Here is a 14,672-nt window from a genome sequence, read left to right as displayed (position 1 = left end):
CCGCAAATAGGGCGGGGGCAACGTGCGGGCTTGCGTGGTGTGTGAAGCGCGCTGCTGGACTACAGCAGAGTCAGGCCCAGTGAAATGATGACGCCGGTGACCAGCAGCTGGACGAGGCAGAAGCCCATGATGTCCTTGGCTTTCAGGCCAGCGATTGCCAGAACCGGCAGTGCCCAGAATGGCTGTAGCATGTTGGTCCAGGCATCACCCCAGGCGACCGCCATGGCGACGCGCGGTAGGTCTGCGCCCAATGCCTGTGCGGCGGGGATCATGACCGGCGCTTGCACTGCCCATTGACCACCACCGGACGGCACGAACAGATTGACGATACCGGCGCTGATGAAGGACCAGAACGGTAGGCTGTCAGCGGTAGCTATCGAGACGAAGCCTTCGGACAGCGTTGCCGCCAGGCCGGACTGGACCATGATGGCCATGATGCCGGCGTAGAAGGGGAATTGGATGACGATACCTGCACCGCCCTTGATGGCCTCATTCAGGCTGTCCAGCAGTTTGCGCGGTGTGCCGTGCAGTACGATGGCAAGGAACAGGAAGCTGAAGTTGATCACGTTCAGGTTGAGGCCGCCGCCACGGAATACAAAATGGTCCACCAGCCAGGCAATCCCGAATAGCCCGATAACCCAAGCCAGGATGGGCGAGTTTTCAAGGCGCTCTGCCGGACGCGGTTGATCACTGATCTTGGTCGGCTTCTCTTCCAGCAGAGCAGGGTCGACGTACACGCTTTCATTCTCGAACGGCATCATGGCGCGATTGACCAGCGGCATGATGATAAGCAACGCGATCACGATGGCCACGTTGAAGAAGGCAAAGATGGTTTCGGATGTCGGCACGATGCCGATGGTGTCTTCGGTGAAGTGTCCAGCAGTCGCGATGGTCAGTGGGATGGAGCCAGAGAGGCCGGCATGCCAGATCACGAAGCCTGAATAGGCGCTGGCAATCAGCAGGCGATAATCAACTCTGACTACCTTGGCCAATTGCTTGGCGAACAATGCCCCGATGACGAGCCCGAAGCCCCAGTTGATCCAGCTGGCGGCCAATGAGACGAGAGTGACGAGAATGATGGCGCTGCCTGGTGATTTTGCCAGCGCGGCCAGCCTTGAAAGCCCTTTCTTGACTGGTGGAGTGTTGGCCAGCATGAAGCCAGAGACCAGTACCAGCAGCATCTGCATGGAGAAGGTCAGCAGGCTCCAGAAGCCATCGCCCCAATAGCGCATCACTTCGACGGGCGAGCGCTGCTCGATCAGCATGGCGGCGACGGCTGCGATGAAGGTCAGGAGCAATACAAAAATGTAAGGGTCTGGCAGATAGCGCTCGACCAGCTTGACGGCTGGACGGGATAGAAATTGCAGCATGTCATACTCCCTGAGTCTTTTTTAATAGGTATGGGAGAGGGTTGGCATGGCTACATTAATCTATCCAGCAAGAGACGAGTATCGCGCGATAGTCGAGTAGCCCACGGGTCTTTCAAGGTGTTGAAGCGGAGTCTGCGTTGTATCAACCCTTCATCAGCACCAGCGATGACGGCGATGATGAAAATAATAGCCGGCGAGTACTGCCGAACGGACGCCAGTGAATAGCAGGAAGGCCAGCCATAAGCCGTGGTTGCCGTAGTGTTCAAGCCATGGCCACAGGCCCACAAAGGCGATTAGTGAGATGACCAATGTATTACGCATCTCGCGCGTGGCGGTGGCACCAATGAAGATGCCATCCAGCAGGTAGCTCCACACCGCGACCAATGGCATGGCGACCATCCAGGGCAGGTAGGTGATCGCAAGGGCGCGGACCTCCGGAAGGTCAGTCAGCAGTCCGATCAGGAGTGGGCCGCATAGCCAGAGTAGTACACTGGCGCCCGTCGCAGTCATCAGTGAAAAACGGGTTGCTGCACCGACGCTACGAGCGAAGCGCTGCCAGTCATTCTGGCCCACCGCGCGACCAACCTCTGACTCCGCGGCTTGGGCGAAGCCATCAAGGCCATACGAGGTGATCATCACGAACTGCAGCAGCACAGCGTTGGCCGCCAGTATATTGTCACCGAAGCTCGCGCCTTGTGAGGTGAAGTAAGCAGTAGCGCCAAGCAGGCACAGGGTACGTACGAAAAGGTGTTGATTGACGCGGATCAACTCCCCCCATGCAGCAAGCGAGAGAAGTGCGGCACGCTCGCTGTGACCCGGCATGCGGGCAAGTTGGCGGACGACTAGCCATAAGCCGGCACCTGATGCGCAGTAGTCGGCGATAACGCTGGCCAGTGCCACGCCATCGCTTGTCATGCCCAGCCCCGGCACAAAGGCCAGATCCAGCAGGATGTTGATGGCGTTGGTCAGTACAAGAATGCCGAGCGTGACACGAGAATTCCCCAGCCCCAGAAACCAGCCCAATATCACATAGTTCATCAGCACCGCTGGAGCAGACCACAAGCGAATGCTCGCGTAGCCATGTGCGAGTTCACGTGTTGCCTCGTTAGCCTCCATCAGGCTCAAGCCTAGTGATATCAGCGGTGACCCTAGTAACAGCAACAAGCCGCCGATCACCAGTGCGAGCATGATGCCTTGCCCGAGCAAGGTGCGCAGCGTGTCGTAGTCTCCACGGCCATGGGCCTGAGCCGTCATGCCAGTCGTGCCCATGCGCAGAAATCCAAAGCCCCAATAGAGGAAGCTGAACAGCACAGCACCCAATGTGACGGCACCCAGATAGACAGCATCTTCCAGATGACCTACTACTGCGGTGTCCACCAGCCCGAGCAGCGGTACCGAGATATTGGACAGGATAATCGGCCATGCCAGTTGCCATAGATGACGATCAGCAGGGCGGAATAATCGCGATGTCAAAGTGGTACGTGGTAATGAGTCAGTCATTGGGCGTCCGAAAGATCGATGGCTCGCGCATGGCAAGGGCATCAAGGCTTGAGCGTTAAAACAGCTCGCGAGACAGGTGTTGATAGAAGCGTGGTCTGCAAGAGCTGGGCGTATTGTCGCTAGAGCGCTAATCTAGTTTCAATGCCCCTGGTTGCACGGCTCGCTATGTGTTGGTTGGCGAGGTAGTTATCTGTCGTTATTCATGGCAGATATTGCACTTGGAGTGATGATCCATAACAGGGACGCATGGAGCGTCCGGACGCAAGGGACCTGAGTATGAAACACATGATTCTTCAGCGAAGCGCGCGCCTGCGCAAGGGAATTGCAGCTGCTGGTATGACTCTGGTGCTGGCAACACCGGCATACGCCATCGAGCTACCCAGCGAGCAGGGCGATGATACGCCTAGTGCTGGCATGATGGTGGCGGATGCCTTGATCGGACGGCCATTGTTGTTGGCGACAACCGTGGTGGGGGCTGCACTGTTTGTTGTCTCGGCACCCTTTGCGGCGATGGGGCAGAACATTGATGAAACTGCGCGTGTGCTGGTCGCTACTCCGGCTCAGGCAACTTTTGCGCGCTGTCTAGGCTGCAAGACCACGCGTGTGGATTGGGACTGACAAGTACTCGATGGACTCCACGTTGCGGCAGGATAGAGGGGAGGTCGCAACCCATGAGAGGGCCAGAGTAAAAAACGACTACGTCGGCCATGATGGCCGGCGTAGTCGTTGCAAGCGCTAGAATAAATGGGTCAGCTGTCCGCAGATGCCAGACTATCCTGTGATGGTGGCAGGCTGCTGTAGCAAATGACGCGCTTTCGCCCGGCGCGCTTGGCTTGATAAAGCGCCTTGTCGGCCATCTTGAATAACGTATCGGTTGTCTGGCTATCATGAGGTGCATTGGCCACACCGGCAGAGAAGCCCAATCCTGTCAGTGGTGGTTGAGTCTCGCTCTCAAAGACTTCTTCCCCGAAGGCTGCGAGAATGGCTTCGACTCTGGCGCGTGAGACGGCGGCACTGGCACCGGGAATCAGAATAACGAATTCCTCACCTCCATAACGACAAGCTTCATCTGAACTGCGCAGAGATTCACGAATCAGCGTGGCCAGCCTTGTCAGCACCTGATCGCCCATCTCGTGTCCGTAGGTGTCGTTGACCTGTTTGAAGTGGTCCAGATCCAGCACTACCAGCGACAGTGGATTGCCGATACTCGCTTCGGCAAGCTTCTGTGGCAGGATTTCATCGAGATAGCGGCGGTTATACAGACGAGTGAGCGTATCCTTGCGTGCCTCGTGCGATAGCCCCTGCTTCAGCTGTAAATCTGCCAGTGCCAGCATGATTAGATGGCAGACATCTTCCGCTAGTGGGCGTAAACGCTCCTGGCTTTCTGCATCGATAGGAATCTGCAGAGTGAACTTGCCGGCTTCGGTGTCGCCTACGCTCAATGAATGGCTGACCAGGCACGCCTCGGTGGGTGGCGTGCCCCAGTTAATGTGCATTGTCTGGTATGCATCATCAGGAACAGACAACGTCACGCTACCCTCACTGCCTGCGAATAGACTTGGGAGTCGTACGTTAAGCTGTGTGATGATGTCATCGAGCTGAGAGCATGTCAGCAGGCATTCTGCCAGATGGTGAATCTGGTTACGGCTCTCCGACAGGCGTGACAGCTTGAGGTTGGCAGTCTGCAGGTCGCGTTGAGCTCGCTTGCGATCGGTAATGTCGTGCACGATGGAAAATAGTAGAGTGCGGCCGTTCAAATCCACTGGGCCGGTGAATATCTCGACATCACGCAACTCGCCATTAGCCAGCTGATGGCTGGCTTCAAAGTGGTTGTCGGTACGGTTGACCACTGCACGGATGCGCTTGGATATTGCTTGGCTCGCCAGCACATTGATGCGGCTCAGCGGCATGCCGCACATTTCGCCAATACTGTAACCATAGAATTCCGCGGCAACGGGGTTGGCATCAATGATTTCCGCAAGTTCCGGATCGATCAGTAGCTTGATGGCGTTGCCGGTGCTGAAGACTTCCTGATAGAGGGTGGCGTTTTCTTCCAGCAGCTCGATGGCGCGGCGACGGTCTTCGATATTGTTGATCAGTACCAGGGTGCGGTCTTCGCCTTCGAGTGGGGTGAGGGTCACTTCAGCCCAGAACATATGTCCGCGCTCGACCTGCATATGGTATTCATCCTGGAAGCTGCCGCCTTCACGCTGTAGCTGACCCCATGCCCGCTTCATGCGACTTACTTCTTCGAGCGAGAACAACCCCCATAGCGACTGCTGGAATAGCTCAGTACCATCCTTTCCGAGCATGTTGTGCATGGCGGAGTTGGCATCTGCGATGATGCCATTGCAATCTGCAACGATGATGCCGATCGGGGCTGAATGATAAATGGAGCGCAGTCGGGCGCGACTGGTAATCAGTCGCTGTTGCTGCTCTTTGATCCAGTCGATATCGCTATGAGTGCCGATCATGCGAAGCGGACGGCCATCTTCAGTGCGCTCTACGACGCGTCCCTGGTCAAGAATCCACTTCCATTCGCCACTGCGAGTCAGCATACGATGCTCGTTGCGATACTCTGCGCTATGTCCTGCGAAGTGCTGCTTCAAATCATCAAGCGTTCGCGGCATATCGTCGGGATGAATGCGCGATTTCCACTCATCGAAACTGCTGCCAATTTCATCTTCCTTGAAGCCTAGCGTCGCTTTCCACTGTGTGGAATAGAAAACATGATCGCTGTCCTGCTTCCAATCCCAGACCCCTGCGCCAGAGCCTTCCAATGCAAATTGCCAGCGTTGCTCAGCTTCTGACAACGCGGTGCTCATTTCCTTCAGCTGCTGATAGGGGTAGGTCATGCGTGATGAATAGATGGCGTGATAGATCATGGCGTAAGCCGCCATCTTATAAAGATGACCTAGCAGATTGAAAACATCATACGCGCTGGCATACAGGGTAAAGCATAACTCTGAGAGGCCGGTGGCCATTGCCGCGGCGGCCAGCCAGCCCGCATTGGTGCCTTCGGGTAAGCTATTTGCGCCAAGTAGCAGAGCTGCAGCGGCAAGTGCGGTGAGCGCCAAGGCCCACTCATAGCCTATTTTCCAGTCACTCAAGCCGCTACCGGCGACAAAGGTTGCCGGTAGATACTCGAGGTGATAAAGGCCGGCCCAACTGATTAGCAGCCCCACGATGAATGTCGCTAATAGTGGCAATGGCAAGTAGCGGCGTGTCACGGGGCGCGAGGTGATGATGCAGGGTGCCAGAAGCGCAAAGACAAAGGCCGTGCGCCCAGCCAACCAGAAGTGAATCGCTTTCTGGACTGAGGCGTCGCTGATGAAGTTCGGCATGCCTGCGTAGCTGAAGATATGCACCAGATCACAGAAGGCAGAGAGCACGAAAGCACACCCCATCACCATGAAACTGGTCGGCAGTGTGCTGCGGTGACCTTGGAAGATAGAGGCGGCAGCATGAGTGCTACCAGTACCGAGCCAATCTCCAGTAACGAGTGCGGCACCAGATAGCTATCGACTGAGGTAAAGATCTCGGGGCGTGGTAAAAATATCAGTGCCAGCATGATGGCCAGCATGCCAGCCAGCCCCATTAGCCCTTTGGAAGGTAGCTGTGAATGAGCACGCAAGAGAGGAGCTTTGAGGACTGATGACAGGTGGCGTGATGACATTGGCTATCCGTGCGCACCCAGAGTGCGATCCGTGACTGATGACTACAGGATAGAATATATTGGTTACATTTTACTAACAGAAAATTACCTTTTAAGGTAATGATATCAAGAGGCCATGTCTCGACTCGGCCGTTTTTCGGGAAGTCATGGCAGACTGCCGCCGCACTCCAGAAGAGACAGGAGTGCGGCGGCAGCGTTTTCGTATATAGCGGAGTCACCGAGAGTCATGGTCTCGGTAAGGAATCAGTTACCCAGCGCCTCGGTAATGATGTGGTACTTGTCCATCAACTCGTCTTGGCTTTCCTTGTGCGCGGGATCGAGCGGAATGCAGTCGACAGGGCAAACCTGCTGGCATTGCGGCTCGTCAAAATGGCCGACACATTCGGTACACAGGTCCGGGTCGATGATATAGATTTCTTCACCTGGCGAGATGGCGCCGTTAGGACATTCCGGCTCGCAGACGTCGCAGTTGATGCATTCATCAGTGATGATCAGGGCCATGATGATGTCCTCAGCTTGTGGCTGTGTCGTCGCTTGGATTGAAGTGGCGGGCAAGTGCTTCGGCCACCATCGGATGCACCAGGCGTGACACATCACCGCCATGTCGTGAGATTTCGCGCACGATAGTCGATGAAATATAGGAGTTCTCTAATTCCGGGGTCAGGAACAGGCTCTCGACATGCGGCGCCTGGACCCGGTTCATGTTGGCTAGCTGCAGCTCGTACTCAAAATCGGAGACGGCACGCAGCCCGCGCAGAATAATACGCGCATTTTGCTGCTCAAGCAGCTCTGTCAGCAGGCAGCTGAAGCCGATGACTTCGACATTGTCGAGATGTGCAAGAATCTGGCGCGTCAGCTCGATACGCATGTCCAGCGGCAAAGCTGGCTGTTTGCCGGGGCTGCACGCCACTGCCACCACTACCTTGTCGAAGAGACGTGCGCCACGTTCGATCAGGTCGGTATGACCGTTGGTGATCGGGTCGAAGGTGCCTGGGTAGACGGCAATATTCTTGGGCATGACGAACTCGTGTTCTGTCAGCAGCTGGGCAGTCAAACCCCATGCTGCAGTGGACGACAAAGGGTGAGGAGTCGGAGAGGATAGGCACGGTGAACTTACGATCGTGCCTATTACTGCCGAGTGTAGATCCCCTCAGGCGGCTGTGGCCAGCAGCGCGAGGGGAGATAGGCATCGATTGCCCATTGCTACAGTGAGCCGAAGGGATTGTCAGCCTTGAGTGAGACCGCGCGAGCATAGCCCGGAATACGGATCTCGCTGTCACTGATTTCAAGCTCGGGCCCTTCCAGCACCCCTTCACCGAAGCGATAGGTGGGTTTGAACTCACCGCGCTGGGCTTTGGAAAGATAGTCAGCACGCCGCGCTTCACAGGTCTCGCTGCGCGCGCGCCAGGCCGTCAGTGCCGGCTTGCCGTGACGTGCTTCCAACAGACGGAGGGTCACGTCAGCGGACAGCACGACACCACTGGCATTATTGCCACCGAAGCCCTTGGCATTGATGAATGCGACGTCGGCGGTGAATTCACGCTGCTCGCGACGCAGGTCGAGGCGTTCGTGATGCACATCATCGGCGATGGCATCCAGCGTCGGAATGCCCGGTAGGACACCATTGGCGAAGCTACCAAGGGCTGAAGCGGTCTGATCACCGGCTGCGCTGCCTTGGCTATGCCCGACGAAAGCTTTGACGGCCACCACCGGCCACGCCTCGATACCATGTGCGCGCGCCACTTCATCCAGCACATGAGACTCGGTGGTACGGTTTTTCGGCGTAGAGGTCGCGTGGGCATGCACGAAGCTACGCAGGCGCACCCCTTCATCACCGACAATACTGCGAGCCAAGGAAACTGCCTTGCTCAGAGTGATGTAGTTACCCACGCCGGGGGCGGAGATGGAACGCTTCCAGCCATCGGCATTGATGAAGACATCTGGCACGCTGCCGAGAATGCGCGCGCCCATCTCAAGCGCTAGATCATCCGCCATCAGGATCACGAACTGGGTCGCTTCAGCGATGGTGAATCCACAGTTGCGCGCGAAGGGACGGCACGCTTTCTGATAATCGCTGTCGGTCAGTACTTCCAGCGCATCGAGTGCCTTGAGGCTCTCATCATCCGCCAGTGCGCCCATGCTGCGAAAGCCTTCAATGACTTCAGGCGTGATCGGCGCATCTGCAGTGCCGACCATCACCACGCGACGTCGGCCGCTGCGGATGTCGTTGAGGCCCAGCTTCAAGTTATAGAGGAAGCTGGCACAGGCACCGAGTGCTGCACCCGCGCCACCGACGTTGCCCAATACATAGGCATTGAGGAAGTCGGCGGGCATCTGGGCGTAACCCAGCGGCATCTGCTTGGAAGTCGCACGCTCACCGGAGATGAATGACTTCATCAATCCACCCCAGCCTTCAGCATCCATCTGGCCGATTGAGTTACCGGCGTAGACGGCAATCTCATCTGGATCGAGGCTATCGCGCAGGGCATCCCAGTCCAGGCCGCTATCACCCAGGCAGTCGCTAGCCCCAAAGATAGTCATCGATAGACCGCGAGGGTGGTGCACGCTGCGATAAAGCTGTTCAGGTGCAAAGCCACTGGGTAGCTGGCCAGCAGCTCGCACCAATGCTCGACGGCGATCAGGCAGCAGTACATCGAATTCGCCGGCCGGTACCGTGACTTCGACGTGACGGCTATCCAGCTCGCGAACCTTCCAGTCAGCTGGCGGCTGCTCAGGTAACTGGCGGCTACGCAGAGTGAAGGTAAGGTCTTGCTCGAGTGTTAGACGCGACTGGCGGCTGGCAGGAATGCCGGCCTCGTTGAAGCGTTCATCTTCAATACGGCGGATCAGCGTGTGCGCCAGAACCTGGTCTGTCAGACGCGAGGCAAGCGCCTCGGCATTTGCAGGCTGTCCCTCAGCATCGAACCACTGACCCTGATCGTCACAACGGGCAAGGTTCATGAGCGATGCGAGGCCCAACAGAGTCTCCTGACGATCTGTCTCCGGCAGGGAGTCGAGCACCGTGCGCCGAAAGGCTTGATGACCCGAAGTTCTGCCGGCGGCATTGATGCCGCCCATGCCGACGATCACCGGTAAGTGTGACAAGCCGCTTTCCTCATGAAAAATACTGTGAGTCGTTGGTCTGGGCGATACCTCTACGGGTATTCGTCCAAATGATGGCGAGATGATAACACCCCCTTAATACAGGCGTCATGCACGCCCTGTGTCTGTGCTGTGACGGTAGCAAGAGCCTGTTGCGAACACTGTGCGATATCCCCGTGATCTTGCATGTTTTTTCATGATGGAATGAGTGGCCAAATAAAAAATGATTAAACGTATGTTTGATTTATTCAAAGGCGACTGCCATGCTGTATTTGCTGTTTGAGTCGCTAGAGTTGGTGTCGGCGCATGCCTTTTGGCATGCGCCTTTTTTACATCTCGACAACGGCATCTAATGGCGCGCATGAGGCTCACGAGATAGCGGAGCGGATGACGTCGCAAGGCATCTGGTAGAATCCTTTCGCGACCTTCCCGCCCGTTTGCCACCGGAATTCCTGATGTACGCCAACTCCCGCCAGATCGACTCTCCACAGACCGGACCTCACGACGACCTCGAGAGGCGAGTGCAGCGCGCCATGTCGCATCCACTGCGCAAGCCCGTTGCGGAGCACACTCGGGAGGCCTTCATGCAGGCTGACCAATGGCTGTCGGATCAACACAAGCCTTTATGGCTGGATAGCGGCTGTGGTGTTGGGCGTTCCACGCGCCAGCTGGCGCTGGCTTATCCGGATCATGCCGTGATTGGCGTGGATCGCAGTGAGGACCGTCTGAGCCGCAAGCACGGCGAACTCCCCGACAATGCGCTGTTGGTACGGGCTGATCTCGTGGATTTCTGGCGATTGGCATTAGCAGCTGGCTGGGCGCCAGCGCATCACACGCTGCTGTATCCCAACCCGTATCCCAAGGCGCGGCACGTAAAGATGCGTTGGCAGGGGCATCCCGTGTTCCCGATCATCATGGCGCTTGGGGGCAGACTTGAGCTGCGCACCAACTGGGATATCTATGCACAGGAATTCGCGTTGGCCATTGGCCATGCGACTGCCATCAAGGTCACCGCGGCGCCTTTTGTACCTGAAGGCGATTACCTGACGCATTTTGAGCGCAAGTACCATGAGTCCGGCCAGACGCTGTGGCGGCTCGAGTGTCAGCTTGAGCACACGCCTGAGCGTTATCCGTTGCAGGTTTGATCTGTGTCACTCCTTCATCGTCATTACCTTCATCTTTTTTGCCTCACTTTCGTGCTGACGGCCTATTCCGTCGGCGCGTTCTGTTTGGCGATGGCCGCATGGCTATCTCTGAAGGCGCTGCGTAGTGACTGGCGGAGCCAGCTGGCGGCAGGGCCACGTGGGCTATCGCGGCGCGAGATCAACTCGATATCGATATCGGCAATGGCACCGAGATGACTCGCGTCCAGCATCGTCAAGCGCTGCCGGAATGGCGGGTAATGGGCAATGTGATGTGGCACCTGCGCCCAGCCCAGCCCTCGGGTGGTGAGCTCTGCCATCGCATAGAAGCTGTTGAGTTGCCAGAAACGCTGCGACTGAGGGCACGTATTGCCCAGCTCGCCCCCCAGCAGCTGGCGCTGCGCGATCATCAATTGCCGATAGCTGGCCAGATCACTGTGGGTTGGGGTACCAATCTGAGCCAATGGGTGGTCCTTCGACACGATCAGCACCTGCTCCAGCCGACCGAGTGGCTCGCGTTCCAGCAACATGGAGTTCAATGGCTGGCGGAACAGAATGCCGAGGTTGGCGCGATGCTGCTCGACCCAGAGTGCAACCTCATCCTGAGCACCGTTGAGTAATGTCAGCGTCAGGGTCGGGTAGTGCACCGCCATCTGCTCGAGTACTGCCATTACCGGTGGCATTTCCACCAGCGCTTCATCTATTGCGAGCGTCAGGCTAGCTTCCTGGCCCTGACTCAGGGTGCGTGCGCGTGCTTCCAGGCGTTGGCATTGTGCCAGCACACTATCCGCTTCATGCAGCAGTGCCTCGCCAGCAGGCGTCAGGCAGGGTGTGCGTGGGCCACGATCAAACAGCTCACACCCCAGATCCAGTTCCAGATTGGCGATGGCAGTACTGACGGCAGATTGGGCGCGCCCTAGCCGCCGTGCCGCGGCTGAGAAAGACCCTGTTTCGACGACGCAGCGAAACGTCATCAGCTGTTCCAGTGTCCAGTGCATTGAGTCGTTCTCCCCTAGTATCATCTGATAATCAGATGGATACTAACTTTTATCTATCTTTTTACGCTTTAGAATACCTCCCATATCAGCGCGACGTTGCCATCAAGTAGCGTGGGGCGCGAGTCGTCGAGAGGAGTACTGATAATGCGTTCCAAGAAAGAGCGTTTGATACAGGCAGGTCTACTGGAGTTGGGGGGCATTCTGATTGTGGCGCCGCTATCCAGTCTGGTCACCGGGCATGACCTTGCCAGCATGGGATCACTGGTGGTGGTCATGTCCACTCTGGCAGTGTTCTGGAGCACACTGTGGAACTGGATGTTTGATCGTTGGGTGCCGACGCGCAAGCGGAGCATCGCTCAACGGATAGCGCAGGCATTGGGCTTTGAGTTCGGATTGGTGCTGGCGACGGTCTTCATCGTGGCAGCGTGGCTCGACATGGGTCTGTGGCAGGCATTATTGCTGGACCTGGGCTTCGTCGCCTTCTTCCTGGTCTGGGCGATGATCTTCAATCCGATATTCGATGCCGTCATGGAGCGCCTGTTGGCGCGCAATGCCGCACGCGAAGCGCATCAACATGGCGATGCTGAACATGAGGCTAATCAATGAGCTACGTATTTCTGGCATTGGCGATTCTTGCCGAGGTCATTGCGACCAGCGCGCTAAAGGCCTCCGAATCTTTTTCGCGACTCGGGCCCAGCGTGATCGTGATCGTGGGCTACGGGATCGCGTTCTATCTGTTGACGCTGGTGCTGCGTGATTTACCGCTGGGCGTCACCTATGCGGTGTGGTCTGGCTTGGGCATCGTGCTAGTGACACTCTTCGGTGCAGTGGTCTATCGAGAGATGCCGGACCTGCCTGCCATCCTGGGTTTGGCGATGATTGTGGGCGGTGTCGCTGTCCTGCATCTGTTTTCTAGCGCCACTCCTCATTAAGCTAGGGGCATCACGGCGCCATCACGGCTGTGACATGGATGCTCACCGACGACGTCACTGGATGCCTCATGCCCTTACTCCCCTCTGTACTTTCCTCTGCGCTGCCTCGTGCAATGCTGCCGGTATTTGTCGCACCGGCACGCACTCTGTCCCGCCGTCTCGCGCGCCCGTTGCGCTGGCTAACTCTGACGTTGGGCACGGGGGCCGCGTTGTTTGCGGCAGGCCAGACGTACGCGGCAGGCTTTGATAACTTGGCTCGCCTCGCTGACAAGGGCTTCATCGTGAGTGCTCAAGCGCGCATGCTGGATACCGGTGAGACATTGGCATCGATCAGCCCTGCACTGCAGCTCACACCGGCATCACTCTCCAAACTCTATATTGCCGGCGCAGCCCTTGATCGCTTCGGGCCGCAGTATCGTTTTTCCACGCGCCTACGCAGCACCGGCACCATCAGTGACGGCGTGCTGAACGGCGACCTGGTGTTGGAAGGTAGTGGTGATCCCGCGCTGACCAGTGAGGAATTATGGCGTCTGACAGAAGAGCTGCGCTTCCGCGGCATCCGTCGTGTCAATGGCCGCCTGCTGGTCAGCCAGTGGCGCTTTGGTCCGGTGCCTTGCATCAGTACGGACCGTTGCAACGCGTCGCGTCGCTCCAGCAATGCCTATGATGCGTTGTTGTCATCTGCCGCCAGCAACTATGCCAGCTGGTGTGTGAAGGTGTTGCCCGGTGTGGGTAGTCAGGCACCTGCACGCTTGGCCAGCTGCGATATGACGCAGCCGTCCGAGACGTTCGACAATCAGGTCACTACCGTGGCGGCTGGCGGCAAGAACGCCATCAATGCGCGTCGCACGACCACTAACGGCCGCGATACCCTGGTCGTCAGCGGTACGATTGCTGCCGATAGCCAGCCGCGCAGCATCTATCGTGCGGTCTCGAATCCTGCGCTTTATACCGGGTACCTGATGCGCGACATGCTGACGCGTGCCGGCATCAGCGTGACGGGCGGAGTCGATCTGACCTCTACCGCACCGCCGTCCAGTGCTGTACAGCTGGGCAGTGTCGAAGGCAAGCCGATGCAGGAGCTGCTGACGCGCATGCTCAACTACTCCAACAACTTCATGGCGGACCAGCTGACGCTGGCGCTGGTCGGCGGTAGTCAGGCGACCCTGCGCCAGGGTGGCGCCAAGCTGGAGACTTTCGCCAGTGCGATCCCGAATCATGGTCCGCTGACCATGTACTCCGGCAGCGGACTGACATCCCAGAACCGCACCAGCGTGAATGGCCTCATTGCACTGCTCGACAGCATGTATCACCGTCCGGCGCTATTCCCCACGTTCGTGGCGGGTATGCAGGCGCCGACCAACGGCCCGATGCGCTTTATTCGTCGTGGCAGCGAGACTTTCCGTAATCATGTGATGGTCAAGACAGGGACTTTGAACCAGCCGGTGCCAGTGCGTGCGATCTCGGGGTATTTCCGGACCCAGAATGGTCGTTGGGGTGCCTTTGCGGTGATGGTCAATGGCCGCGCTGCCGTGCCGTATCTCTCCTGGCCGCAGGTGCTGGATCCGGTCGCTGAGGACCTGACTGCGATGATCGAGCGCAACTGATCAGCACATCACGCCCATTCAGGTAAGCGATAGACACAGAAACCCCGCCAATTGGCGGGGTTTCTGTGTCTATCAGGCTCGCAAGTCTGAGGCCTCTGAATCGCGCTGATGTCTTCTGACACTCTCTGATGCGACAGGTCATGTGGAAGCAGACGCACGTGACAGACAGGCACAAAAAACCCCGCCCAAAGGCGGGGTGGTCCTCCACACGCCCGGCATGGCTGAGGGGAGGGCACTCGGGACGCTCGACAGGGCGCAACGAGATGTCTAGAGCATAGCGTTGTGTGACCGCGATGGCTAACGGCAAAACCCGTATTGCACCGCAACAATCAATGACTTGGATCA

At 57.6% G+C, this 14,672-nt stretch carries 13 protein-coding genes; 5 read left to right on the top strand and 8 right to left on the bottom strand.

Features of this window, described 5'->3' with window-relative positions; genetic code table 11:
* Positions 1 to 59: 59 nt before the first annotated feature.
* Both BF12_RS0107705 and BF12_RS0107700 read right to left on the bottom strand, forming a co-directional pair.
* Positions 60 to 1,370, bottom strand: coding sequence for a short-chain fatty acid transporter (locus tag BF12_RS0107705; RefSeq protein ID WP_024951779.1), 1,311 nt, complete (start codon positions 1,368 to 1,370; stop codon positions 60 to 62).
* 153 nt (positions 1,371 to 1,523) lie between these two features.
* A complete protein-coding gene (locus BF12_RS0107700; protein ID WP_051510822.1) occupies positions 1,524 to 2,870 on the bottom strand; it encodes an MATE family efflux transporter in 1,347 nt (448 codons plus the stop codon).
* Between the two features lie 276 nt (positions 2,871 to 3,146).
* On the opposite strand from BF12_RS0107700, the gene BF12_RS0107695 reads away from it, so the two are divergent.
* Positions 3,147 to 3,488 carry a hypothetical protein gene (locus tag BF12_RS0107695; protein WP_211242407.1) on the top strand — a complete coding sequence of 114 codons (342 nt, stop codon included), beginning with the start codon at positions 3,147 to 3,149 and terminating at the stop codon, positions 3,486 to 3,488.
* Positions 3,489 to 3,619: 131 nt separating this feature from the next.
* Here BF12_RS0107695 and BF12_RS0107690 read toward each other — a convergent pair whose 3' ends face one another.
* The 5 genes from BF12_RS0107690 to BF12_RS19185 all read right to left on the bottom strand — a co-directional run bounded on the left by BF12_RS0107690 (position 3,620) and on the right by BF12_RS19185 (position 9,624).
* Positions 3,620 to 6,262: a sensor domain-containing diguanylate cyclase gene (locus BF12_RS0107690; protein WP_248623641.1), complete on the bottom strand. Its 2,643-nt coding sequence runs from the start codon at positions 6,260 to 6,262 to the stop codon at positions 3,620 to 3,622.
* Positions 6,263 to 6,276: 14 nt separating this feature from the next.
* Positions 6,277 to 6,546 carry a hypothetical protein gene (locus BF12_RS0107685; RefSeq protein WP_024951775.1) on the bottom strand — a complete coding sequence of 90 codons (270 nt, stop codon included), beginning with the start codon at positions 6,544 to 6,546 and terminating at the stop codon, positions 6,277 to 6,279.
* Positions 6,547 to 6,789: 243 nt separating this feature from the next.
* Complete coding sequence (locus BF12_RS0107680; RefSeq protein WP_024951774.1) at positions 6,790 to 7,047, bottom strand: YfhL family 4Fe-4S dicluster ferredoxin; 258 nt, start codon at positions 7,045 to 7,047, stop codon at positions 6,790 to 6,792.
* 10 nt (positions 7,048 to 7,057) lie between these two features.
* Positions 7,058 to 7,564, bottom strand: a complete 507-nt coding sequence (gene coaD / locus BF12_RS0107675) for a pantetheine-phosphate adenylyltransferase (RefSeq protein ID WP_024951773.1) — start codon at positions 7,562 to 7,564, stop codon at positions 7,058 to 7,060.
* A 185-nt stretch (positions 7,565 to 7,749) separates the two neighbouring features.
* Entirely contained in the window at positions 7,750 to 9,624 is a 1,875-nt protein-coding gene (locus tag BF12_RS19185) for a beta-ketoacyl synthase (RefSeq protein WP_035159528.1), read from the bottom strand.
* A gap of 479 nt (positions 9,625 to 10,103) precedes the next feature.
* Here BF12_RS19185 and trmB point away from each other — a divergent pair, with 479 nt between their 5' ends.
* A complete protein-coding gene (gene trmB / locus BF12_RS0107660) occupies positions 10,104 to 10,793 on the top strand; it encodes a tRNA (guanine(46)-N(7))-methyltransferase TrmB (RefSeq protein WP_024951772.1) in 690 nt (229 codons plus the stop codon).
* A gap of 62 nt (positions 10,794 to 10,855) precedes the next feature.
* On the opposite strand, the gene BF12_RS0107655 is transcribed toward trmB, so the two are convergent.
* Positions 10,856 to 11,788: a LysR family transcriptional regulator gene (locus BF12_RS0107655; protein ID WP_024951771.1), complete on the bottom strand. Its 933-nt coding sequence runs from the start codon at positions 11,786 to 11,788 to the stop codon at positions 10,856 to 10,858.
* A 144-nt stretch (positions 11,789 to 11,932) separates the two neighbouring features.
* On the opposite strand from BF12_RS0107655, the gene BF12_RS0107650 reads away from it, so the two are divergent.
* The 3 genes from BF12_RS0107650 to dacB all read left to right on the top strand — a co-directional run bounded on the left by BF12_RS0107650 (position 11,933) and on the right by dacB (position 14,327).
* On the top strand, positions 11,933 to 12,394 hold the full coding sequence (locus BF12_RS0107650; protein WP_024951770.1) for a PACE efflux transporter: 462 nt from the start codon (positions 11,933 to 11,935) through the stop codon (positions 12,392 to 12,394).
* On the top strand, positions 12,391 to 12,720 hold the full coding sequence (locus tag BF12_RS0107645; RefSeq protein ID WP_024951769.1) for a DMT family transporter: 330 nt from the start codon (positions 12,391 to 12,393) through the stop codon (positions 12,718 to 12,720). Before BF12_RS0107650 ends, BF12_RS0107645 begins: the two co-directional genes overlap by 4 nt.
* A 68-nt stretch (positions 12,721 to 12,788) precedes the next feature.
* Complete coding sequence (gene dacB / locus BF12_RS0107640; protein WP_024951768.1) at positions 12,789 to 14,327, top strand: D-alanyl-D-alanine carboxypeptidase/D-alanyl-D-alanine endopeptidase; 1,539 nt, start codon at positions 12,789 to 12,791, stop codon at positions 14,325 to 14,327.
* Positions 14,328 to 14,672 lie beyond the last annotated feature (345 nt).

It is taken from the genome of Cobetia crustatorum, assembly GCF_000591415.1.
In the GTDB taxonomy this organism is placed as follows: domain Bacteria; phylum Pseudomonadota; class Gammaproteobacteria; order Pseudomonadales; family Halomonadaceae; genus Cobetia; species Cobetia crustatorum.
Note: the sequence above shows the minus strand (reverse complement) of the source record. Positions and strands in the feature narration are given on the sequence as shown.

Bases quoted from the DNA above. Each gene is read 5' to 3' on its own strand.
- BF12_RS0107705 (WP_024951779.1), bottom strand. From the start codon at position 1,370: ATGCTGCAATTTCTATCCCGTCCAGCCGTCAAGCTGGTCGAGCGCTAT.
- BF12_RS0107700 (WP_051510822.1), bottom strand. From the start codon at position 2,870: ATGACTGACTCATTACCACGTACCACTTTGACATCGCGATTATTCCGC.
- BF12_RS0107695 (WP_211242407.1), top strand. From the start codon at position 3,147: ATGAAACACATGATTCTTCAGCGAAGCGCGCGCCTGCGCAAGGGAATT.
- BF12_RS0107685 (WP_024951775.1), bottom strand. From the start codon at position 6,546: ATGTCATCACGCCACCTGTCATCAGTCCTCAAAGCTCCTCTCTTGCGT.
- BF12_RS0107680 (WP_024951774.1), bottom strand. From the start codon at position 7,047: ATGGCCCTGATCATCACTGATGAATGCATCAACTGCGACGTCTGCGAG.
- coaD (WP_024951773.1), bottom strand. From the start codon at position 7,564: ATGCCCAAGAATATTGCCGTCTACCCAGGCACCTTCGACCCGATCACC.
- BF12_RS19185 (WP_035159528.1), bottom strand. From the start codon at position 9,624: ATGGGCGGCATCAATGCCGCCGGCAGAACTTCGGGTCATCAAGCCTTT.
- trmB (WP_024951772.1), top strand. From the start codon at position 10,104: ATGTACGCCAACTCCCGCCAGATCGACTCTCCACAGACCGGACCTCAC.
- BF12_RS0107655 (WP_024951771.1), bottom strand. From the start codon at position 11,788: ATGCACTGGACACTGGAACAGCTGATGACGTTTCGCTGCGTCGTCGAA.
- BF12_RS0107650 (WP_024951770.1), top strand. From the start codon at position 11,933: ATGCGTTCCAAGAAAGAGCGTTTGATACAGGCAGGTCTACTGGAGTTG.
- BF12_RS0107645 (WP_024951769.1), top strand. From the start codon at position 12,391: ATGAGCTACGTATTTCTGGCATTGGCGATTCTTGCCGAGGTCATTGCG.
- dacB (WP_024951768.1), top strand. From the start codon at position 12,789: ATGCCCTTACTCCCCTCTGTACTTTCCTCTGCGCTGCCTCGTGCAATG.